Raw genomic sequence first — 19,214 nt, 5'->3', positions numbered from 1 at the left:
CAACCATGTTCCTCGAGGGGGCCGGGCCGCGCGTTTTCGCCCATCGCGGGCTCTCCCTCGACGCACCGGAGAACACCCTTCTGGCCTTCCGGCACGCCCTGGCCGCCGGCGCGACGCACATCGAAACGGATGTCCACGCCACGGACGACGGAATCGCCGTGCTCAGCCACGACGCCGACCATGATGTGGCGGGAACCCGCATCCGCCTGGATCAGCTCACGATGGGCGAACTTCGGCGCATCGGACTCGGCAAGGGTCAATCATTCGCCTCCCTGCGTGAGGGACTCGACGCGTTCCCTGAGGCCCGGTTCAACATCGACGTCAAATCTACGTCGGGCGTCGAGGCCACGGCCGCAGCGGTCAGGGACGCCGGCGCCATAGACCGGGTGCTGATCACCTCGTTCTCCGAAAACCGCCGGCGCCGAACGGCCGGGCTGCTCCCCGGGGTGGCCACATCGGCATCCGCCTCGGTCTTGATGCGCGCTGTCCTGGCCGCAGAAATGGGGGTGGCCGCTCTGTCACGGCGCACTTTGAAGGGCTTTGCCGCCGTGCAGGTCCCGGAAACGGTGAGGTTTCACCGAATCCTCACGCCCCGCTTCATTCGGGGCATGCACGTTGCGGGGATAGAAGTACACGTCTGGACCATCAACGATCCGGAGGCAATGATCCGTCTCCTGGACCTGGGCGTCGACGGGCTCGTCACCGACCGCTGCGATCTGGCCGTGGCGATCATCGCCGCGCGAACCTGAGAGTTGTCTCCGAAAGACCACGTAACGGAAAGATAACGTCCAGCTTGATGGTTTATACCTGAGAGTTGCATCGCGAGAGGAGACCACACGATGGCGGACCGCAGTTTGCGTGGCATGAGGTTAGGCGCACAGAGCCTTCAGAGCGAAGAGGGCGTTACCTTTTCACCACGAGTCAGTCACACGTATCTGTGTGCAACGTGCGCGCGGGAGACGGTCATGATCTTCTCGGCAGAGGCGGAAGCCCCTGACGAGTGGGAATGTCGCTTCTGTTCACAGACAGCAACTCGGCTGGTTGACTCCAAGCCGGTTGTTGTCGACCATTCCGACGAGAAGGTACCGCGCACCCACTGGGACATGCTCCTGGAGCGTCGCACGCGCGCCGAACTCGAGGAACTCCTCGAAGAACGTCTGACGTTCCTGCGGCAGCGTCGCGGACAGCAGAAGATCGGCGCCTGATCGGCCACTCTCTCGGACACATCTGATCAGGTTCGATTGCTGACCTGCTCTTCAGTCACACGCTACGCGCCCGATTCCGTCGGGCGCGTAGTTCGTTAAGGGAACACAACACGAACCCGGCCAGGCCGAGGCCGGCGACCAGCCACTCGATCCCCCGGCCCGCCGCCATGGCCGGGGTGACGGTGGAGCTGAGTGGAACCGTCTGCACCATGGCCCCGGGTAGCCAGGTCGGCAGACTGTCGAGGGTGGCGCCGTCCGGCGTGATGATGGCACTGGTGCCGACGGTCGAGATGTTGACGACCGTGCGCCCGGCCTCGATCGCCCGCAGCCGTGCGATGGCCAGCTGTTGCACGCTCTCATCCGTGCGGCCGAAATCCGCGTTGTTCGTCTGGGCGAGGATGATCTCGGCCCCGTCGTCGACCATCTCCTGCACCAGCTGGTCGTCGGCGATATCGAAGCAGATGGCGATCCCCGCCATGATTCCGTTGATGTCGAAGACGTTGTCCCGGGTGCCGATGGAGTAGTCGCGTGCGATGAGGTCGATCAGTTCGGGGGCGAACGGCCGCCAGAACGCGCGGTCGGGCATGTACTCTGCGAAGGGAACCGGATGGACCTTGTCATAGATGTCCACGGCGCCCTGCCCTTCCTGCCAGAGCAGAGAGCTGTTGTAGAACTTGTTGTCCCGCTGGGTGATAGTGCCGGCGATGATCGGGACGCCCATCGTGCGGCTGAGGTAGTCCAGGTTCTTCGCGGCATCCGTGGAGCGGAGCGGGTCGATGTCGCTGGCGTTCTCCGGCCATACGACGAAGTCGACCTCCTCGTCGATCACGGCCAGGGTCGCCGAAGTATGGTCCGCCAGGATCTGCCCCGGCGAGTAGCGCGCGAACAGGCCGGCGTCGGATGCCCCCTGGACAGCGGCCAGACGGGCCTGGCCCGTTTGAACCGTCGGCCACGCCGGGATGATCAGCAGGACCGCGATCGCCGCCGCCGCGATGCCTGCGCGCACAGTGAGCCGCACCGGGGTTTCGCGGACCAACTGCAGGGCCAGGGCGCAGAGCCAGACCAGGAGGAAGCTGAGCCCCGACATGCCGACCCAGGCCACCAGCGAATTGAACGGGCTCTCGGACTGGGAGATGGCCACCCGGCCCCAGGCGAATCCGCCGTACGGCCAGACCGAGGAGAGTGCTTCCCGCGCCGTCCACAGCCCGGCCACCACCACCGGGATCACGCCGACGCGGCCCAGCGTGGACGGCCACACCCGCGGCCCTGCCTCCAGCACGACCCCGATCAACGCCAGGCTGATGCCGAAGAAGATGGATTGAAGGCCGGCCAGCGCCAGCCACGGAACAGGTCCCAGGTACAGCGTCAGCCAGCTGATGTGGATCAGCCAGAACGACAGGCCGCCCACCATCCCGATCAGCAGGCCGGACCAGAGGCCACGGCCCAGAAGGGCAAGCAGCATCAGGAAAACCCCGACCGGGGCCAGAATCCACCACGACCGATCAGGGAAACCGGCGTCGAGGATCGCGCCTGCCACCGCGACGAGCAGAATGGCGGCCGGCAGCGGTAGGGCAAGCCGTCGTAGGGTCCCCGAAATCACGTCATCAGCCTAAGCGACCGATGAGTAGGCCACGATCCCGCGGCGGATCGCGTCCATGGCCTTGCGCGCCGTACGGCCGACCGGGTCGTCGGCCACGACCGAGAGCTGGTCCAGCAGGTCGATGGTCTGTTTCGTCCAGCGCACGAAGTCCCCCGCCGCCATCTCGGCCTCGTCCAGGACATCTATGAGCGAGCCGGCACGCGCCCACTTCCACATCGCCAGGCTGAGACCGACGGCGAGGGGGTTGCTTCCCGGAAGCTTATGGTCGCGTTCGAGGTCGTCGAGGCGGCTCCACAGCTCCTGGGTCTCGTGCAGGGCCTCCCGGAAGGCACCCTTCGGCAGGTAGCGCGGATCGATCAGACCCTCTTCGCGGCGGGGTTCGAAGACGAGGGCGCAGGCCATTGCGGCGAGGCCGGCCGGATCGAGGTCGTTCCACAGGCCCCGGCGGAGGGACTCCGCGACGAGCAGGTCGCGGTCTGCGTAGATGCGGCGGAGCATCAGACCGCTCGGGCTGAGCGTGACCGTGCCGTCGGGACCCTCGAGGAGGTAGCCGTGGCCCACCAGGACCTCGGTCACCCGGTCGAAGACGCGGGCGACGGCGCCGGTACGGGTTGTGATCTGCTGGGTGAGGGCATCCGTGTCGCGTTTCAGCTTCCACCAGCGCTGCGCCCACCGAGCGTGCTGCTCGCGCTCCGGGCAACTGTGGCAGGGGTGCTCGCGCATGCGTTTGCGCAGACCGCCCAGTTCGCGCTGGCGGCGCTCGCGTGCCGCTCGGGCGCCGGTCTCCCCCGCCGCATTCTGGCGCTCGACCTCGGTGAGGTTGCGCCGGATGGCGGAGTACTCGGTGAAGTCGCCCAGATGGCAGTCCATGGATTTGGCGAACCCGGCCAGGGATTCCTCCTGCTGGCGCACTTTGCGTGCCAGGTCGACGACCGCGCGATCGGCCTGGAACTGGGCGAACGAGGACTCGAGGACCTCGCGCGTGCGCTCCCGCCCGAACTGATCGATCAGGTTGACGGCCATATTGTAGGTCGGCTTGAAGCTGGAATTGAGCGGATAGGTACGCCGGGAAGCGAGGGACGCGACCGTCTGCGGGTCGAGTCCGGATGCCCACTGGATCACCGAGTGGCCCTCGATGTCGATGCCGCGCCGCCCGGCCCGCCCGGTGAGTTGGGTGTACTCCCCCGGGGTGATCGGCACTCTCGCCTCCCCGTTGAACTTTTCGAGCTTGTCGAGTACCACCGTGCGGGCGGGCATGTTGATGCCGAGTGCCAGGGTTTCGGTGGCGAAGACGGCTTTGACCAGCTTCTTCTGAAACAGCTCCTCCACGACCTCTTTGAACGCCGGCAGCAGTCCGGCGTGGTGGGCGGCGACGCCCCGCTCGAGGCCGTCGAGCCACTCGAAATAACCGAGGACACCGAGGTCTTCGTCCAGGAGAGTGCGGCACCGTTCGTCGACGATCTGCCGGATCTCCTCGCGCTCGTGCGCGTCGGTCAGGCGCACGCCGGCGCGCAACACCTGGCGGACCGCCTGGTCACAGCCGACGCGGCTGAAGATGAAGAAGATCGCCGGGAGCAGGTGTTTGCCCTCGAGCAGCCGCACGATCTCGGAACGATCCATCCGCCCGGGTTCGAAGCCGCCGCGCGGCTGGGTTCCCCGGCCACGGTCGCGGTCGCCGCCCCGTCGCCCGTTCGCCGAGCGCAGCGCAGGTGCGCGCCCGCCCGACTGGGCCAGCCGGACCAGCTCGGGGTTCACCCGGTGGGTCCCGGCCAGGCCGGCCGCGTCGAAGAGATCGAGCATCTTGCTCTTGACCAGCACATGCTGCTCGAGCGGCACCGGTCGCTCCTCGGAGACGATGACATCCGTTTCGCCGCGAACGGCCTGCAACCAGTCGCCGAATTCCTCGGCATTGGAGACCGTGGCGCTGAGAGAGACCATGCGCACGTCTTGGGGCAGGTGGATGATGACCTCTTCCCAGACGGCACCGCGGAATCTGTCGGCCAGGAAATGGACCTCGTCCAGGACGACGAAGGCGAGGTTCGTGAGCAGGTCCGAGTCGGCGTAGAGCATATTCCGCAGCACTTCGGTGGTCATGACCACGATGCGGGCCTGAGGGTTCACGTTCGTGTCGCCGGTGAGCAGGCCCACGGCATCCGCGCCGTATTCCGCGACGAGCTCCTGAAACTTCTGATTGCTCAGCGCCTTCATCGGTGCGGTGTAGAAGACCTTCTTCTGTGTGCTCTGCATCGCCAGATAGATTGCGAATTCCGCGATCAGGGTCTTTCCGGCACCCGTAGGCGCTGCGACCAGCACGCTGTTCCCGTCTTCGAGGGACGCGCAGGCGGCCAACTGGAAGGGGTCCAGTTCGAAGCGGAGACCGGCGCGGAATGACTCCAGGCGGGGGCGGCCGACGCGGGCTCGGGAAGCGGCATAGCGTTCCGCGGGCGAATCAAGGTAAGTCATCGGATGCGCTTAGAGCGCCAACTCCTGTTCGAGGGCACGGGCGCGTTTGGCGGCTCGTCGGTCATGGAGGTACGCGATTCCGTAGGCGGCGAAATAAAGCACCACCATCGGGATGGCAAGGAGGAACATTGAGATCACGTCGGCAGCGGGGGTGGCGATCGCCGTGAACAGGGTGATCAGCAGGACGGCGATCCGCCACGATTTGATGATCGACTGGGCGCTGATCACGCCCGCCAGGTTGAGGAGCACGATGAAGACGGGGAGCACGAAGGCCACGCCGATCGCGATCATGAGCTTCAACACGAAGTCGAGGTAGCTCTGCGCGACGATGAGCGCGGCGTCTTCCGCGGGGGCGAAACTCGTCATCAGTCCGACGATGTTCGGCAGGACGATCCATCCCGCGGCGCAGCCCGCGAGGAACAGCGGAATGGCGGTGAACAGGAAACCGAAGGTGTACTGCTTCTCGATCCGGGTGAGGCCGGGGACCAGGAACGCGAAGATTTGATACAGCCAGATCGGGCTGGACACGACGAGTCCCACGTAGAAGGCGATCTTCAACTTCAGGTCGAAGGCGCTGGTGATGTCCGGGTAGTTCAGCTGGGCCGTGCGGTCCTGCGCCTCGATGATCGCGTAGATCGGCTCACGCAGGGCGTCCCACACCATGTCGGACAGGAACCAGCCGATGATCGCACCGACCACGATTCCGGCCGCCGCGAGGAAGAGCCGCTTGCGCAGCTCGAGAAGATGTTGCCCCAGCGACATTTTGCCATCAGTAGGCGTGCGCCGAGGAGCTCGCCCCGCCACGGGACTTACGACTTCGTCGTCGGGTCGGCTGTGCCGGCGGCCTTCGAAGAGTCGTCAGCGCTGCCGGTGGTCTCGGCGTCTTCTTTGTCGCTCTTGATCTCGTTCTTGAAAATCTTCATGGACTGCCCGAGGCTGCGGGCGAGGCCGGGAAGCTTAGGCGCGCCGAACAGAAGCAGAACGATGACGAGGATGATCAGGAAGTGCCATCCGGTCAGGTTGTTAAGCATCAGTGTCTGTCCTCTGGGTCAGTGAGCGTGTTATGGATAGTTTACCTCGGGCGATCAAGGAATCCCGCCGTCGCTGCCGACGCTGGGCCCGGTCCCGCCGCACCAGCTCGAGGGCGAGGTAGAGGTCGGTCGGATCTGTGAAAATGGACGGTCGGAATCGGCCCTGTGCGGGTGTTTCCTGCCCCTGGGTGACGCCGGCGACACGATCGCCGAGGTCCTGGAGCGCCTTGCCCGTCGCCATGGCCTTCGTGAACAGGGCGAACCCGAACCAGACCAGCATCGCGAGCAGGCCGAGCACCAGGCCGGTCCAGATCAGCACCCACGACCACCACGGCATCCGCTACTCACCCCCGACTGTCGGTTCGGTCTCGTCATAGCGGGCAACCCCGGCGGCGGCCCAGTCGCGCACGACTGCGCGGGCTTCGGCCGGGTCGACCACTTCCACGACTCCGGCGAGGCCGGTGACCAGGCGTTTGAGACCGTGGAAATGAGCCACCCGGAGTGTTCTTCGCACGCGGTCCCCCTTCCCTCCGGCGGAGCCGTGCGGCGCGTAGTCCGCGAGCAAGGGCACGGCCGATGTCGGGAGCTCTACCGTCACGTCGAGGTCGGATGCGGAGCCCTCGAAGAGGTTCTCGGGCAGCAGCGTGTCGGCGGACCGGGGGCTGGTCGGCACGTCGGTCGCGTGCAGATCGCTCATCCGGTCGAGGCGGAAGGTGCGGGCGGCCTCGCGCAGGTGGCACCAGCCGCGCAAGTACCAGTCCCGGTCCACGGACTGGATGCGCCACGGGTCGACCCGACGCGACTCATGCTCGCCGCGGGCGTTCAGATAGTCGAACTCGATCTGAACTCCGTCGCGGACAGCGGCCTGAACGACCGCGATGCTGCTGCGGGCATCCGTTCCGGAAACGGCCACCTGGCTGGGAGCGGCCGAGGCGCTGCGGGTAAGTTTCGCCATCAGGGTGGCGATCGCATCGACGTCGGCATTCTCGGGCAGCGACGACAGGTATTGCAGGCCGGCGATCAGTGCGGCGGCTTCCCGGGCGGAGAAACGCGGCGAGTCGTCGATGGCCACGAGATGGGTGAGCACGATGACGTCGTTCGTTTCGAATTCGTCCCAGTGGATGTCGAACAGGTCGCCGTGCAGGTACTGGCGGGTCTCCCCCGGGATGCCGGAGACCGCGATGAGGTTGACCGCGTCGCGCACCCGGTCGGGCGAGACCCTGAAATGCTCGGAGACGTCGGTCACGCTGATGCGGTCATGGTCCATCAGGAAGGGAACCAGCGCCAGGAGGAAGGTCAGCTTGTCGGATGCGCCGAGTCCCGGACCGGCGTTCATGAGTCAGCTCCCGTCGCTGCCTGCGGGTGCGCACTCACACCGGAATCGGTGTGGGCATCCCGCACGCTGATCAGACGGGACCGTACCGCCGCGCGCAGGGAGTCGGGTGAACGCACCAGAACCTCCGGCCCGTAGCCGGCGAGCTCGTCGGCCAGCACGTTGAGATCGGTGTAGTGCAGATGCAGGGGCTGATGCAGGTGCGGGTTGGATGCGTCCGGGTCCGCTGGCCTCTCCCCCGCAACGCGTCGCTTCGACAGTCGCACCGCGGCATCACTGCCCGGTTCGGCGGAAACCACGGCGATATTGGCCGTCCAGAGCGCCTCGAGTTCACTGAGGGCCTCCTGCCCCTGGCCCACGCCGTGCTCCACGAACAAGGCTCCGGGGACGGACACGACCGGCCCGACGATTCGGGAGAGCAGGTACGTGCGAGTGGCCGCGGCGTCCTGGTCGGTTCCGAACAGATGCCAGCGTCCGTCGTGCAGCACGACGGCGCGGGGCTCGACCTGGCGGCGGTGCGCGGCGGCCTCGCCGGGCTTCAGATAGAGGAATGCGACAACCTGACCGCGATCCATTGCCTTGCTGAGCGGCTCGAAGGACGCCTCCCGCACGCGTAGGGACGGTGAGTAACCGAGCACGGGATCGCTCGAGTCGATCCCCAGCGCATGGAGTTTCGTCATCGCCCGCTGGGACTCCGCAGACAGGGAGCCCTCCCGCCATACCGTCGCGGCGAGCTTGAGCAGCATCAACTCGTCCGGAGTGAATGTCACGTCCGCCGGAAGCTCGTACAGCCCCTTGGGGATGCGATACCGCAGATGGTGGTTGCTGCCGGGCTCGCCCTGCTGCTCCACCACCTCGAGCGGAATACCCAGTTCGCGGATGTCATCCTTGTCGCGCTCGAACTGCCGCTCGAGGCTGGCGTTGTCGCCTCCGGGGAGGTAACGCTGCCGGTACCCCTGGACGGTCGACAGAATGTCGGCCTTGGTCAGCCCGATCTCCGTTGCGATGAGAGCAAGTACCAGGCTGAACAGGCGTTCTTCAACCGAAACCCGGCTGTTCTTCTCAATGGTGGACGACACGGTGCGAGTCTATCCGCCGCTCGCTCGCCGAGCCTTAGTTCACACCGAGGATATCGACCACGAACACGAGCGTCGAGCCGGCGGGGATGGTTTGCGAGGCCTCATCACCGTAGGCCTGATCTGGCGGGATGACGGCGACGACCTGCGAACCAACGGTCTGGCCGATGACGGCCTGGGCGAACCCGGGGATCAGCCCGCCCTCGGTCTTGGAACCGTCCACGATCAGGAACTCCGCCGGTTTCCCGGTCTGCCAGCTGGAGTCGAAGACCGTCTTCTCGTTCCAGAGCACGCCCGTGTAGTGCAGGGTCGCGGTGTCACCTTCCGCGACCTTGGGGCCGTTGCCCTGCTTGAGGACGCCGATCTCCAGCGCGGTCGGGGGCTCGCTCGAGGGAATGGTGATGCCGGGGGTGCCGTCAGGTGCCAGGACAACGGACGGAAGACCGCCGGCGACCGGCCGGTTGGCGCCGTCGGCACGAAGCAGGTCGGCGCGCACGACGTCGATCACGAAGACCAGGGAGTCGTTCGCGCCGATGCCGCTGTTCGCGTCCCCGCCGGCCGGGCCGAGCCCGTCGTCCGGGGAGACGATGAGCGCCAGACGGGAGCCGACCTGCGCGCATTCCAGGCCCAGGGCCAGGCCGGGGAGGGTCTGCTCGTCATCGACGACGATGCTGGCCTGGGTGGCGCCGTCGTACTCGCTCTCGCTGATCAGCGCGCCCGTCGTGCCGTTGTAGAGGGTGACGTCGAGCTTGACCAGCTGATCCGGGACGATGCCGCCTCCCGTGCCGGCGATGTTCTCGCTGACCTGGGTGGTGTCCGTCTTCAGCGGGGTCGGGAAGTCCACCGTGGGTGCGGACCCGAACTCGCCTGACACTGAGACGAGCTTGGACGCTGCCCCCTCCGTGACCGGCGCTTCGCAGTCCGCGGCGTCGCGGGGACTGCTGCAGCCGGTCAGGACCGCGACCAGCAGGCCAGCGGAGGCGATGAGTGCAGGAGCTCTACGCACGGGGTCTCATTTCAGTGTGGGTCGAGTGATTGTCCGGGACAGGGGCAGATTTGCGGCCAGCGGCAGGCCGGACCCAATCCTAACGGGCGTCGGGCGCGAGGTCGTCGGGTGCGACCGCGTCAAGCTCACGAGCCTTGGAGATGGCGGCGCCGGTCTCGGCCATCCGCACGCGCTTCCGCATGACCTTCGAACTGACGCTGCGTTCGCCGAGGGCGCCCGGTGTCCAGGCCTCCACATCCGCGTCGGAAAAATCGGTCTTCGACGGCCGGCGCTTCAACTCGGGCAGGATCGTGTCCGGGGCGAGACGGCGGGCGGTGATCAGGAAGCCCGTGTGCCCGATCATGCGGTGATCGGGCCGCACGGCGAGACCCTCGACGTGCCAACCGCGAACCATGGTCTCGTTCGAGTCCGGGTTCGTGTACAGACCGGTCGAACGGATGGCCTCGGCCACCCGTGAGAGCTGAGTCACGGTGGCCACGTAGCAGAGCAGCACTCCCCCGGGCTTGAGCGCGTTCGAGACCGACCCCAGGCATTCCCAGGGTGCGAGCATGTCGAGCACGACCCGGTCGACGCTGTGGGCCGGCATCGTGTCCGGCAGGGTATCGGCGAGGTCGCCGAGGGTGATGCTCCAGTTGGCAGGGTCGGATCCGAGGAAGGTCGCGATGTTGTCCCGGGCGACATCCGCGAATTCGCTGCGGCGTTCGAAGGAGGCCAGGCGTCCGGCGGGGCCGATGGCGCGCAGCAGCCAGAGCGACAGGGCGCCGGAACCGACGCCGGCCTCCACCACCGTGGCGCCCGGGAAGATGTCGGCCTGCGCGATGATCTGGGCGGCGTCCTTGGGATAGATGATGGCGGCGCCACGCGGCATCGACATCACGAAGTCGTTCAGCAACGGCCGCAGGGCCAGGTGCTCCACACCGACGTTGTTCGTGACGACCGAGGCGTCCGGGAGGCCGATGATGTCGTCGTGAGCGAGGATGCCCCGGTGGGTATGGAAGACCTTGCCGGGTTCCAGGGTGATCGTGTTCAGTTTGTTCTTGGGCCCGGTCAGCTGGACCCGGTCGCCGATCCGGAAGGGTCCGCTGTTCTGGATGACCTGGTTGTCGCTCATGCGTGGATTACGTCCTTGTTCTCGGGTCATTCGGAGTCGGTCAGGGCCGGTGTGCGACCGATGGAGCCGCGTCGGGCGGTGTAGAGCGCAGTGAATCCGTCCAGGGTCCGACCGGCGAGCGTCGGCCAGAGGTCGTAGTGTGCGCTCTCGGGCAGGGAAACCATGTGCGGGACGCCGACGACGACGGCCCCCGATGCCACGGCGGCCGCGATCCCCGGGACGGAATCCTCCACCGCGATGCACTGCTCGGGGTCGACACCGAGCAGTCCGGCGGCCGTCAGGTAGGCTTCCGGATGCGGTTTGCTGTGCGTGACCATGTCGCCGGCGATGATGGTGTCGAAGGCGGTGAATCCCACGAGTTCGGCGATCTGGTGCGCCATCCGCTGCTGCGACATGGTGACCAGCGCCATGGGGACGCCGGCGGTTTTGAGTTCGGCGAGAAGTTCGAGAGCGCCGGGTCGCCACGGGGCACCGTGGGTGCGGAGGAGTTCCTGGACGCGACTGGTGAGCCGGTGCACGATGGCGTCGCCGGCCAGGTCCACGCCCCGACTCTGCAGGATCACCGCGGAACCCTCGAGGCCAGAGCCGACCAGCAGCATGGCGTCACTGCGCGACCACTCGCCGCCGAAGGATTCGACCAGTTCCGTCTCGGCACGCATCCAGTACGGCTCGGAGTCGACGATGGTGCCGTCCATGTCCCAGAGCACGGCCGCAGGCAGGGGGGAATTGATTCGGATCGCGTTCACGGAGTTCAAGTGTAGAGGGCACCGCCTATCCTTGATTGATGGTGCGCCACGCGGGGCACCCCGTCGGAAGAGGTTTCATACAGTGACAGAGGCTAATGGGTTCCTGAACGGGCGCCTCCTGGTGGTGGCGTTTGAGGGTTGGAATGACGCCGGCGAGGCGGCTACCGGCGCCGTGGGTACCCTGAAGGATCTGCTGGATGTCTCCCCCGTCGCCGAAATCGACCCGGAGGTCTACTTCGACTACCAGTTCAATCGGCCCACCATTTCGGCCGGTGGTGAAGAGGGTCGTCGCAAACTCGAGTGGCCGGGCGCCGTGCTCTACGGGCCGACGACCCCCGCCGAGGCCGGGGCGGCCCTGGCCGCTGACGCGCAGCTACGGGTCAGCGGCACGAACGCCGGAAACATCTACCTGCTCCTCGGAACGGAACCGTCCCGCAGCTGGAAGGGGTTCGCCGCGGAGATCCTCGACGCCGCGCTGGCCGCGGATGTCGGCGGCATCGTCTTTCTCGGGGCCATGCTGGCCGATGTTCCGCACACTCGGCCCATTTCCATCTTCGTGTCCAGCGACAACCCGCAGGTGCGGGCCGAACTGCAGATCGAGCGCAGCACCTACGAAGGCCCGGTCGGCATCCTGAGCGTGCTCGCGATCGCCGCGGAGGAGGTCGGCATCCCGACCCTGTCGATCTGGGCATCCGTTCCCCACTACGTGCACAACGCGCCTTCGCCGAAGGCGATGCTCGCGCTGATCGACAAGCTGGAGGAGATCATCGACGTCGTCATCCCACGCGGCGACCTGGTGACCGAGGCCGAGGAATGGCAGAGCGGCATCGACACCCTGGCGGCCGAGGACGACGAGATGGCGGCGTACATCGGGCAGCTCGAACAGGCCCGCGACACCGTGGATTCCCCGGAGGCCAGCGGCGAAGCGATCGCCCAGGAATTCGAGAAGTATTTGCGCAAGCGCGGCGACGGCCGTGACTCCCGGGGCGAGGGACGCCCGGGGCCCGACGGACCGCGCCAGCCTTAAGCCGGGCTGAAGGCCTGAACCTAGAGCGCTACGCCGAGCAGTGCGTCGGCGGCAAGGGCTACCAGGGCCGGGTCGTCGACCCCCACGGTGGCGGCGGCGTCCACAATCGCCAGCGCGGCGGGTGTGTCGAGGTCCGCGGCCAGGGCTGCCCTCAGCTGGTCGACGACCCGTCCGGCGTTCCCGGTTCCGGCCGCACCGGTTGCCCCGAAGGCCGCGGTCCAGGCGGCGAGACGCGACTCCGCATCCCGCAGGTGCGCATCCGTCCACTCCCAATCGGTGCGGTAGTGCTGGTCGAGCAGAGCCAGGCGGATGGCTCGAGGGTCGGTCCCCGCGGCGCGCAGTTTGGACACCAGCACCAGGTTGCCGAGCGACTTGCTCATCTTCTCGCCCTGGTAGGCCACCATGCCGGTGTGGCTGTAGACGCCGGCCAGCGGATGCCCGGAGAGGGCGGCCGCGTGCCCCGCGCTCATGTCGTGGTGCGGGAAGATCAGGTCGCTGCCGCCGCCCTGCACCGTGAAGTCTGTGCCGAGTTCTTTCAAAGCGATGACCGAACACTCGATGTGCCAGCCCGGTCGGCCGGCGCCGACGCGGGAATCCCAGGATGGTTCGCTGGGGCGCGCCGACCGCCAGAGCAGCGGGTCGAGCACATGCCGTTTGCCGGGACGGTCCGGGTCTCCCCCGCGTTCGGCGAACAGGGTGAGCATGGCCTCGGGGTCGAGATTGCTCTCGTCGCCGAGCCTCCACGAGGTCGCGTGCTGGGCGGCCTCGATGTCGAAGTAGATGTCGGAGCCGGCGGGTTCCGTCGGCTCGGCTACGCCGGCGGCGGCCGGTTCGACGGGGACCGGGTAGGCGAGCCCGGCGTCCCAGAGCTGGGCCACGGCATCCGCGATTTCGTCGATGACGTCGGTGACGGCGACATAGTCGTTCGGCGGGATGATTCCCAGAGCCTCCATGTCGGTGCGGAACAGGTCTACCTGCGACTCGGCGAGAACCACCCAGTCCACGCCGGTGGCGGCCGCCCGTTCAAGGAGCGGGTCATCGACATCCGTCACGTTCTGCGCGTAGTGCACGCGGTAGCCGGCGTCCAGCCAGACCCGCTGGAGCGTGTCGAAGGCCAGGTAGGTGGCCGCGTGGCCGAGGTGAGTGGCATCGTAGGGGGTGATCCCGCACACGTACAGGCGCGCGATGTCGTTGGGCCTGGCCTCGATCAGCGCCGCGGTGGCGGTGTCGTGCAGCCAGGGTGCGCCGGACTGACCGGGGAGTTGCGGAATTTCGGGTCGTTTCCAGGCACGCATCGTTCCAGCCTAACTAGGCGGCGATGGTGTTCGTCACCAGCAGCCCGATCAGCACGAGGCCGAGCGCGATGCGGTAGATCACGAACGGCAGGAAGCTGCGCCTGGAGATGTAGCTCATGAAGAACTTGATCACGAACAGGGCGACGACGAAGGCGATCACCGTGGCCGCCAGGGTGTCCCACGGCCCGAAGATCTCCGGCGTGCAGTTGGTCGCGCCTTCCAGGCACGGTTTGGCGATCGCCTTGTACATCTGGAAAAACCCGCTGCCGAGCACGGCCGGGATGGCCAGCAGGAAGGCATAGCGGGCGGCGGCGGCGCGCTCATAGCCCATGAACAGGCCGGCCGTGATGGTTCCGCCCGAGCGGGATACGCCGGGGATGAGCGCGAGGGCCTGGGCGAAACCGTAGACGATGCCGTGGGGCACGGTGAGGTCGTTCAGCCGGCGGCGCTTGGCCCCGACGTAGTCGGCGATTCCGAGTAGGACGCCGAAGCCGATCAGCACGCTGGCGGTGATCCACAGGTTGCGCAATGAAGACTCGATCTGGTCCTGGAAGAGCAGCCCGAGCACCACGATGGGCAGTGACCCGAGGATGATCAGCCAGCCCATCCGCGCATCCGGGTCGGCGCGCGGAACCTTGCCGACGAGCGACTTGGACCATTGACCGATGATGCGCACGATGTCACGCCAGAAGAAGATCACCACCGCAGCCTCGGTACCGATCTGGATGATCGCGGTGAACCGGGATCCCGGGTCGGCCCCGGTGCCCAGGAATTCCCCGACGATCCGGATGTGGGCGCTGGAGGAAACCGGGAGGAATTCGGTCAGTCCCTGCACGAGTCCGAGGATGAGTGCGTCGATGAAATTCACAAAATGCCCTTTTACCTATCAGTAGTTCGAGAGCAGGTCGGTCAGGACCTGCCTGCCAAACACTAACGCGTCGAGAGGCACCCGTTCGTCGACGCCGTGGAACATCGCCGGGAAGTCGAGGTCGGCGGGCAACTTGAGCGGGGCGAAACCGTAGCCCTTGATGCCGAGGGTGCTGAGGGCCTTGTTGTCCGTGCCGGCCGAGAGCAGGTAGGGCAGCACCGGGGCGCCCGGATCGTGCCGGCCAAGGGTCTCGACGACCGCGTCGACGAGGGGCCCGCCGAATTCGGTCTCGAGACCGATGTCGCGGTGCATGATCACGATCTCGATGTCCGGGCCGACCAGCGCGGCCACTTCGGCCAGCACGGCATCCTCGTCGCCGGGCAGGGTACGGATGTCGATGAGCGCCTCGGCCCGGCCCGGGATGACGTTGTGCTTGTACCCGGCCACCAGCCCGGTGGGATTGGTCGTGGTGCGCAGGCTGGCCTGGATGAAGCCGGAGGCCGTGCCGGTGGCGAGGGCCAGCTCGTCGGGGCCGACGCGTTGCGGGTCGACGCCGAGCACCCGGGCCAGCTCCGCCAGCAGCAGCGTGGTGGTATCGGTCAGACGAATGGGCCACTCACGCCGGCCGACTTTGGCGACCGCCTCGGCGAGCCGGGTCACGGCGTTGTCATGGATCAGCCGGGACCCGTGGGCCGCGTCGCCCCGGGCCACGAGCTTGATCCAGAGCAGGGCCTTCTCCCCCGTCTGCAGCAGGTATGCGCGCCGACCGCCGAGCGTGATCGAGTAGCCGCCGACTTCGCTGATGGCCTCGGTGGCGCCGTGGAAGAGCTCCGGGCGGGTATCGACGAGGTGGTGCGAGCCGAGCACTCCCCCGGCCTCCTCGTCGGCGAAGAACGCCACGATCAGGTCCCGGGCCGGCATCCGGCCGGAGCCGAGAATGTCCTGGAGCGACGCGAGCATCATGGCGTCCATGTTCTTCATGTCCACGGCGCCGCGGCCCCACAACAGTCCGTCCTTGATCACCCCGGCGAACGGGTCCACCGACCAGGTGTCCGGGTCGGCGGGCACGACGTCGAGGTGGCCATGGACCACCAGCGCGCCGCGGCTGCTGTCGCGACCCGGGACGCGCACGACCACACTCGTGCGGCCCGGTTCGGAATCGAAGAGCTGCGGGGCGAGGCCGAGCGCCCGCAGGTTCGCCTCGACGTACTCGGCGGCATCCGTTTCACCGTTCGAACGGCCCTCACCATAGTTCGTCGTGTCGAAACGGATGAGGTCGCGAGCGATCGTGGCCGTCAGGTCGAGGTGTTCGTCGGCCGGGGTGTTGTCAGCAGAGGAGAGCATGCCTGTCACGCTACCGGGCCGCGCCGCCGACCGGCGACTGTGGGCAGCGGCAGGGAGGCCTCGAAATCCGTGCTAGATTATCTATTCGGCGGCCGGGAACGGCTGCTGAAACACCCGGCCCGGGTGGCGGAATGGCAGACGCGCTAGCTTGAGGTGCTAGTGCCCTTATGGGCGTGGGGGTTCAAGTCCCCCCTCGGGCACAGAAAAGAAGTTCGGAGCGTTTCGGGCTTTCATGTGAGATATAGGTCGCGACAACGGAACCCTCGTTGCGCGGCCTTTTTTCATGCCCGGATGCGAGCCTCCGGCAGACGATCGGCCGTTGCGACAGACCGGTCCCAATCGATTCGCTCCATCGATGCGTGAATTTTTCATAGCCCACGGCTGCCGGGCTCCCTCCGCTAAGGCGTCCACCACGGCCGCAGCGGCAGGTCGCCCACATTACCATCGACATCGGGCTTGACCGCCAGCACCTGGTGCAGCTGGATTCCCCCGGTCTCGAACGCGAGCCGTGACCCGGCCATGTACAGGCCCCACACCTTCGCGGTGGTCAAACCCACCTCGGCGACCGCCTCGTCCCAGTGCTCGACGAGGTTGGCGCACCAGGCGCGCAGCGTCAGTGCGTAGTGATGGCGCAGGTTCTCTTCGTGCACCACCTCCAGACCGGCATCCTGTGCCGCGCTGATGATGCGGCCCGCGCCGGTGAGTTCCCCGTCGGGGAAGACATAGCGGTCGATGAAACCGCGGGGGGACGGTTCGGACCGGTTGTCCGGCCGGGTGATGCAATGGTTGAGCAGCAGCCCGCCGGGGCGCAGCCGGGACTGCAGGAAGTCGAAGTACGACACATAGTTCTGCACTCCGATGTGTTCGAGCAGCCCGATCGATGACACGGCGTCGAAGCCGGTCTCGGCAACGTCACGATAGTCGCTGTGGCGGACCTGGGCCAGGCCGGTCAGACCCTCGTCGACGATTGTCCGCTGTGCCCACTCGGCCTGCTGTTCCGACAGGGTCACGCCGGTGGCTTCGACTCCGCGATGGGCGGCGAAGCGCACCATGCCGCCCCAGCCGCACCCGACGTCGAGCAGACGGTCACCGGGCCGCAGCCGCAGCTTCTCGAACACCAGCCGGTACTTGTTCTCCTGTGCCTCGTCCAGCGATGCGGCGGAGTTCGGATAGCACGCACAGGTGTACGTCATCGACGGTCCGAGCACACACTCGTAGAACGTGTTCGATACGTCGTAGTGGTGGCGGATCGCGTCGGCGTCCCGGATTTTACTGTGCCGGAGTCCCCCGACGGCGCGGCGCAGACGCGACGGCCCCTCCTGCGACGGCGGTGCGATGGGGCGCAGGTGGCGGGCGCCGATGGAGCGGATGATGTGGGCCGTCACTCGCGGAGGTGGCAACTTGAAGACCAGATCGCCGGTGAGCGCCTGGAGGAGTTCGTACGGGTCACCCGGGTGCACCCCGTGCACCTCGAGGTCGCCGGTGATGTAGGCGCGGGCCAGCCCCAAATCGCCGCGGCCGGTGGCCAGGTAGGTCGTGCCCCGCGGCGTCTTCAACTCAAGTCCGAGCGGTGCGTCCGGCGGACCGGCCGAGCTTCCGTCGTAGGCGGTGAAGCTCAGCGGGAGCCGCCCGCCGGCGACGATCTCCAGGATCTCGGCGAGGGTGAGCTTCGCCTCCCTGTCCCGCTTCGCTGCCGTTCTCGCATTCTCGGTCGACCGTTCCCTGAATGTGGTCATCGTCGTTGCACCGCCTTCGCGTAGAGATCAAGCAGACGTGAGTCGGGGTCGTACCGCTTCTTCACCGTGCGATAGATTGCTCCGCCGTAGAGTTCGTCGAAGTCCTCCGGGGAATAATACGAGTCCGAATACAGCGACTTGTGCCCGTGAAGCTCGCTGACCGTGCGTTCGATCAGGCGGTTCGTCTCCCCGTCGATCGACCCCACCGGCACTGTGGACCAGAAGCCGACGTTGACGTAGGTCTGCTGCGGCCGGATCGGGTAGAGCGGCCAGCTGTCGCCCTGCGACCGCAGCGGACACAGCCAGATCGGCTTGATCGGGACGGTGTCAAGGAACCAGTCCAGGAACTCCGCACAGCGTTCGATCGGCACCTCGACGTCCTGCACCACTTGTTCGCGGGGCGGACGACCGCCCAGCCGCTCGATCCGATCGCCGATGTGGAATCGCCGTTCGTAACGCATCAGCTTCCCGTAGAAGCTGCTGCGCCGGTAGCGACGTGGCCAGAGCCGGCGGATTCGCGGACGCTGCGCGCCGAACGCCTCCGAGCACCAGAACCAGTCCGTGTCCCACCGCCACAGGTAGTCGTGGATCGTGAGCCGGTCGGACTTGATGCCGTCATCGTGTTGGATGGAGCGGTAGTAGATCTGCTGGCCGGTGTAGTCGCTCACCGGGCCGGATGCCGCGGTCCGCGTACCAGCGCACAGGTAGCTCTCGTCGGCGCTGAACACCACGCCGTCGAGGTAGTCCACGCGCTCACCATCCAGGCCACCGGTCGCGACAATACGGTCCATCGCCGCGACCAGTTCGGTGAGCGCGTGGAACCGCAGATGTCGGAGCGCGACGAACGGTTCCACCGGCTCCAGCTCGATGCGGAGGCTTACTGCGTAGCCGAGCGTGCCGTACGAGTTGGGGAAGGCACGGTAGAGGTCGTCGTGCTCGTGGGCCGAGGCAGTGACCACCTCTCCGGCGCCGGTGAGGATGTCCATCTCCAACACGGACTCGTGCGGCAGTCCGTTGCGGAAGGACGTCGACTCGATGCCGAGGCCGGTGACCGCGCCGCCCAGGGTGATCGTCTTCAGTTGCGGCACCACCAGCGGCGCCAGCCCGTGGGGCAGCGTCGCGGCGACGAGATCTTCGTAGGTGCACATGCCGCCCACGTCGGCCGTCCGGGTTTCCGGATCGACCGCGAGGACGCCGGTCAGCCCGGAGGTCTCAAGGCTCCTGGCGTTCGGTTTTGTTCGTGACCGGAACAGGTTGGAGGTGGGCTTGGCCAGCCGCACGGAAGCCGCCGGCGGCACCGCCCGATAGCTCGCCAGGAGGCGCGCCACAGCGGCGGCGTGAGCGGACCGTGCATCGATCGAGGGAGGGAACAC

At 66.9% G+C, this 19,214-nt stretch carries 18 protein-coding genes and 1 tRNA gene; 4 read left to right on the top strand and 15 right to left on the bottom strand.

The features are described 5' to 3' along the window. Positions 1-5: 5 nt before the first annotated feature. Together E3T23_RS09745 and E3T23_RS09740 are read left to right on the top strand one after the other, a co-directional pair. Positions 6-749: a glycerophosphodiester phosphodiesterase family protein gene (locus E3T23_RS09745; RefSeq protein WP_134370180.1), complete on the top strand. Its 744-nt coding sequence runs from the start codon at positions 6-8 to the stop codon at positions 747-749. A gap of 90 nt (positions 750-839) precedes the next feature. Then, entirely contained in the window at positions 840-1,205 is a 366-nt protein-coding gene (locus tag E3T23_RS09740; protein ID WP_134370179.1) for an RNA polymerase-binding protein RbpA, read from the top strand. 55 nt (positions 1,206-1,260) lie between these two features. Here E3T23_RS09740 and lnt read toward each other — a convergent pair whose 3' ends face one another. From lnt to E3T23_RS09690, 10 genes are all read right to left on the bottom strand, one after another. Beyond that, positions 1,261-2,805: an apolipoprotein N-acyltransferase gene (gene lnt, locus E3T23_RS09735; RefSeq protein ID WP_134370178.1), complete on the bottom strand. Its 1,545-nt coding sequence runs from the start codon at positions 2,803-2,805 to the stop codon at positions 1,261-1,263. Positions 2,806-2,814: 9 nt separating this feature from the next. After that, positions 2,815-5,268, bottom strand: a complete 2,454-nt coding sequence (locus E3T23_RS09730) for a DEAD/DEAH box helicase (RefSeq protein ID WP_134370177.1) — start codon at positions 5,266-5,268, stop codon at positions 2,815-2,817. 9 nt (positions 5,269-5,277) lie between these two features. Next, the gene (gene tatC / locus E3T23_RS09725) at positions 5,278-6,030 is read right to left on the bottom strand and encodes a twin-arginine translocase subunit TatC (protein ID WP_134370176.1); all 753 of its coding nucleotides are present in this window, start codon (positions 6,028-6,030) and stop codon (positions 5,278-5,280) included. Between the two features lie 47 nt (positions 6,031-6,077). Further along, a complete protein-coding gene (tatA, locus tag E3T23_RS09720; RefSeq protein WP_104102079.1) occupies positions 6,078-6,299 on the bottom strand; it encodes a twin-arginine translocase TatA/TatE family subunit in 222 nt (73 codons plus the stop codon). Then, entirely contained in the window at positions 6,292-6,636 is a 345-nt protein-coding gene (locus E3T23_RS09715) for a hypothetical protein (RefSeq protein ID WP_134370175.1), read from the bottom strand. Before E3T23_RS09715 ends, tatA begins: the two co-directional genes overlap by 8 nt. A gap of 3 nt (positions 6,637-6,639) precedes the next feature. Beyond that, the gene (locus tag E3T23_RS09710) at positions 6,640-7,635 is read right to left on the bottom strand and encodes a helix-turn-helix transcriptional regulator (protein ID WP_134370174.1); all 996 of its coding nucleotides are present in this window, start codon (positions 7,633-7,635) and stop codon (positions 6,640-6,642) included. Further along, entirely contained in the window at positions 7,632-8,711 is a 1,080-nt protein-coding gene (locus tag E3T23_RS09705; protein ID WP_241977805.1) for a helix-turn-helix transcriptional regulator, read from the bottom strand. Before E3T23_RS09705 ends, E3T23_RS09710 begins: the two co-directional genes overlap by 4 nt. 34 nt (positions 8,712-8,745) lie before the next feature. Next, positions 8,746-9,714 carry an FKBP-type peptidyl-prolyl cis-trans isomerase gene (locus E3T23_RS09700; RefSeq protein ID WP_134370173.1) on the bottom strand — a complete coding sequence of 323 codons (969 nt, stop codon included), beginning with the start codon at positions 9,712-9,714 and terminating at the stop codon, positions 8,746-8,748. 79 nt (positions 9,715-9,793) lie between these two features. Continuing rightward, positions 9,794-10,825: a tRNA (adenine-N1)-methyltransferase gene (locus tag E3T23_RS09695; RefSeq protein ID WP_134370172.1), complete on the bottom strand. Its 1,032-nt coding sequence runs from the start codon at positions 10,823-10,825 to the stop codon at positions 9,794-9,796. A gap of 26 nt (positions 10,826-10,851) precedes the next feature. Beyond that, positions 10,852-11,556 (bottom strand): HAD family hydrolase, encoded by a 705-nt coding sequence (locus E3T23_RS09690; protein WP_134370398.1) that lies wholly within the window; start codon positions 11,554-11,556, stop codon positions 10,852-10,854. A 97-nt stretch (positions 11,557-11,653) separates the two neighbouring features. Here E3T23_RS09690 and E3T23_RS09685 point away from each other — a divergent pair, with 97 nt between their 5' ends. Beyond that, a complete protein-coding gene (locus E3T23_RS09685; protein ID WP_198416205.1) occupies positions 11,654-12,598 on the top strand; it encodes a proteasome assembly chaperone family protein in 945 nt (314 codons plus the stop codon). A 20-nt stretch (positions 12,599-12,618) separates the two neighbouring features. On the opposite strand, the gene mshC is transcribed toward E3T23_RS09685, so the two are convergent. From mshC to E3T23_RS09670, 3 genes are read right to left on the bottom strand one after another with little or no spacing between them, the layout of a single operon-like run. Further along, positions 12,619-13,893 (bottom strand): cysteine--1-D-myo-inosityl 2-amino-2-deoxy-alpha-D-glucopyranoside ligase, encoded by a 1,275-nt coding sequence (mshC, locus tag E3T23_RS09680; protein WP_134370170.1) that lies wholly within the window; start codon positions 13,891-13,893, stop codon positions 12,619-12,621. 13 nt (positions 13,894-13,906) lie between these two features. Next, positions 13,907-14,761: an undecaprenyl-diphosphate phosphatase gene (locus E3T23_RS09675; RefSeq protein ID WP_134370169.1), complete on the bottom strand. Its 855-nt coding sequence runs from the start codon at positions 14,759-14,761 to the stop codon at positions 13,907-13,909. An 18-nt stretch (positions 14,762-14,779) separates the two neighbouring features. Continuing rightward, positions 14,780-16,105 carry a M20/M25/M40 family metallo-hydrolase gene (locus E3T23_RS09670; RefSeq protein WP_134370168.1) on the bottom strand — a complete coding sequence of 442 codons (1,326 nt, stop codon included), beginning with the start codon at positions 16,103-16,105 and terminating at the stop codon, positions 14,780-14,782. 117 nt (positions 16,106-16,222) lie between these two features. On the opposite strand from E3T23_RS09670, the gene E3T23_RS09665 reads away from it, so the two are divergent. Continuing rightward, positions 16,223-16,305 (top strand) — tRNA-Leu (locus E3T23_RS09665). 198 nt (positions 16,306-16,503) lie between these two features. Here E3T23_RS09665 and E3T23_RS09660 read toward each other — a convergent pair. Next, on the bottom strand, positions 16,504-17,841 hold the full coding sequence (locus E3T23_RS09660; protein ID WP_134370167.1) for a class I SAM-dependent methyltransferase: 1,338 nt from the start codon (positions 17,839-17,841) through the stop codon (positions 16,504-16,506). Further along, on the bottom strand, positions 17,838-19,214 hold the full coding sequence (locus E3T23_RS09655) for an FAD-binding oxidoreductase (protein ID WP_134370166.1): 1,377 nt from the start codon (positions 19,212-19,214) through the stop codon (positions 17,838-17,840). The genes E3T23_RS09660 and E3T23_RS09655 overlap by 4 nt, the downstream gene beginning before the upstream one ends.

The sequence above is a fragment of the Cryobacterium cheniae genome, assembly GCF_004403395.1.
Lineage (GTDB): Bacteria > Actinomycetota > Actinomycetes > Actinomycetales > Microbacteriaceae > Cryobacterium > Cryobacterium cheniae.
This window is presented reverse-complemented; position numbering and strand designations above follow the sequence as displayed.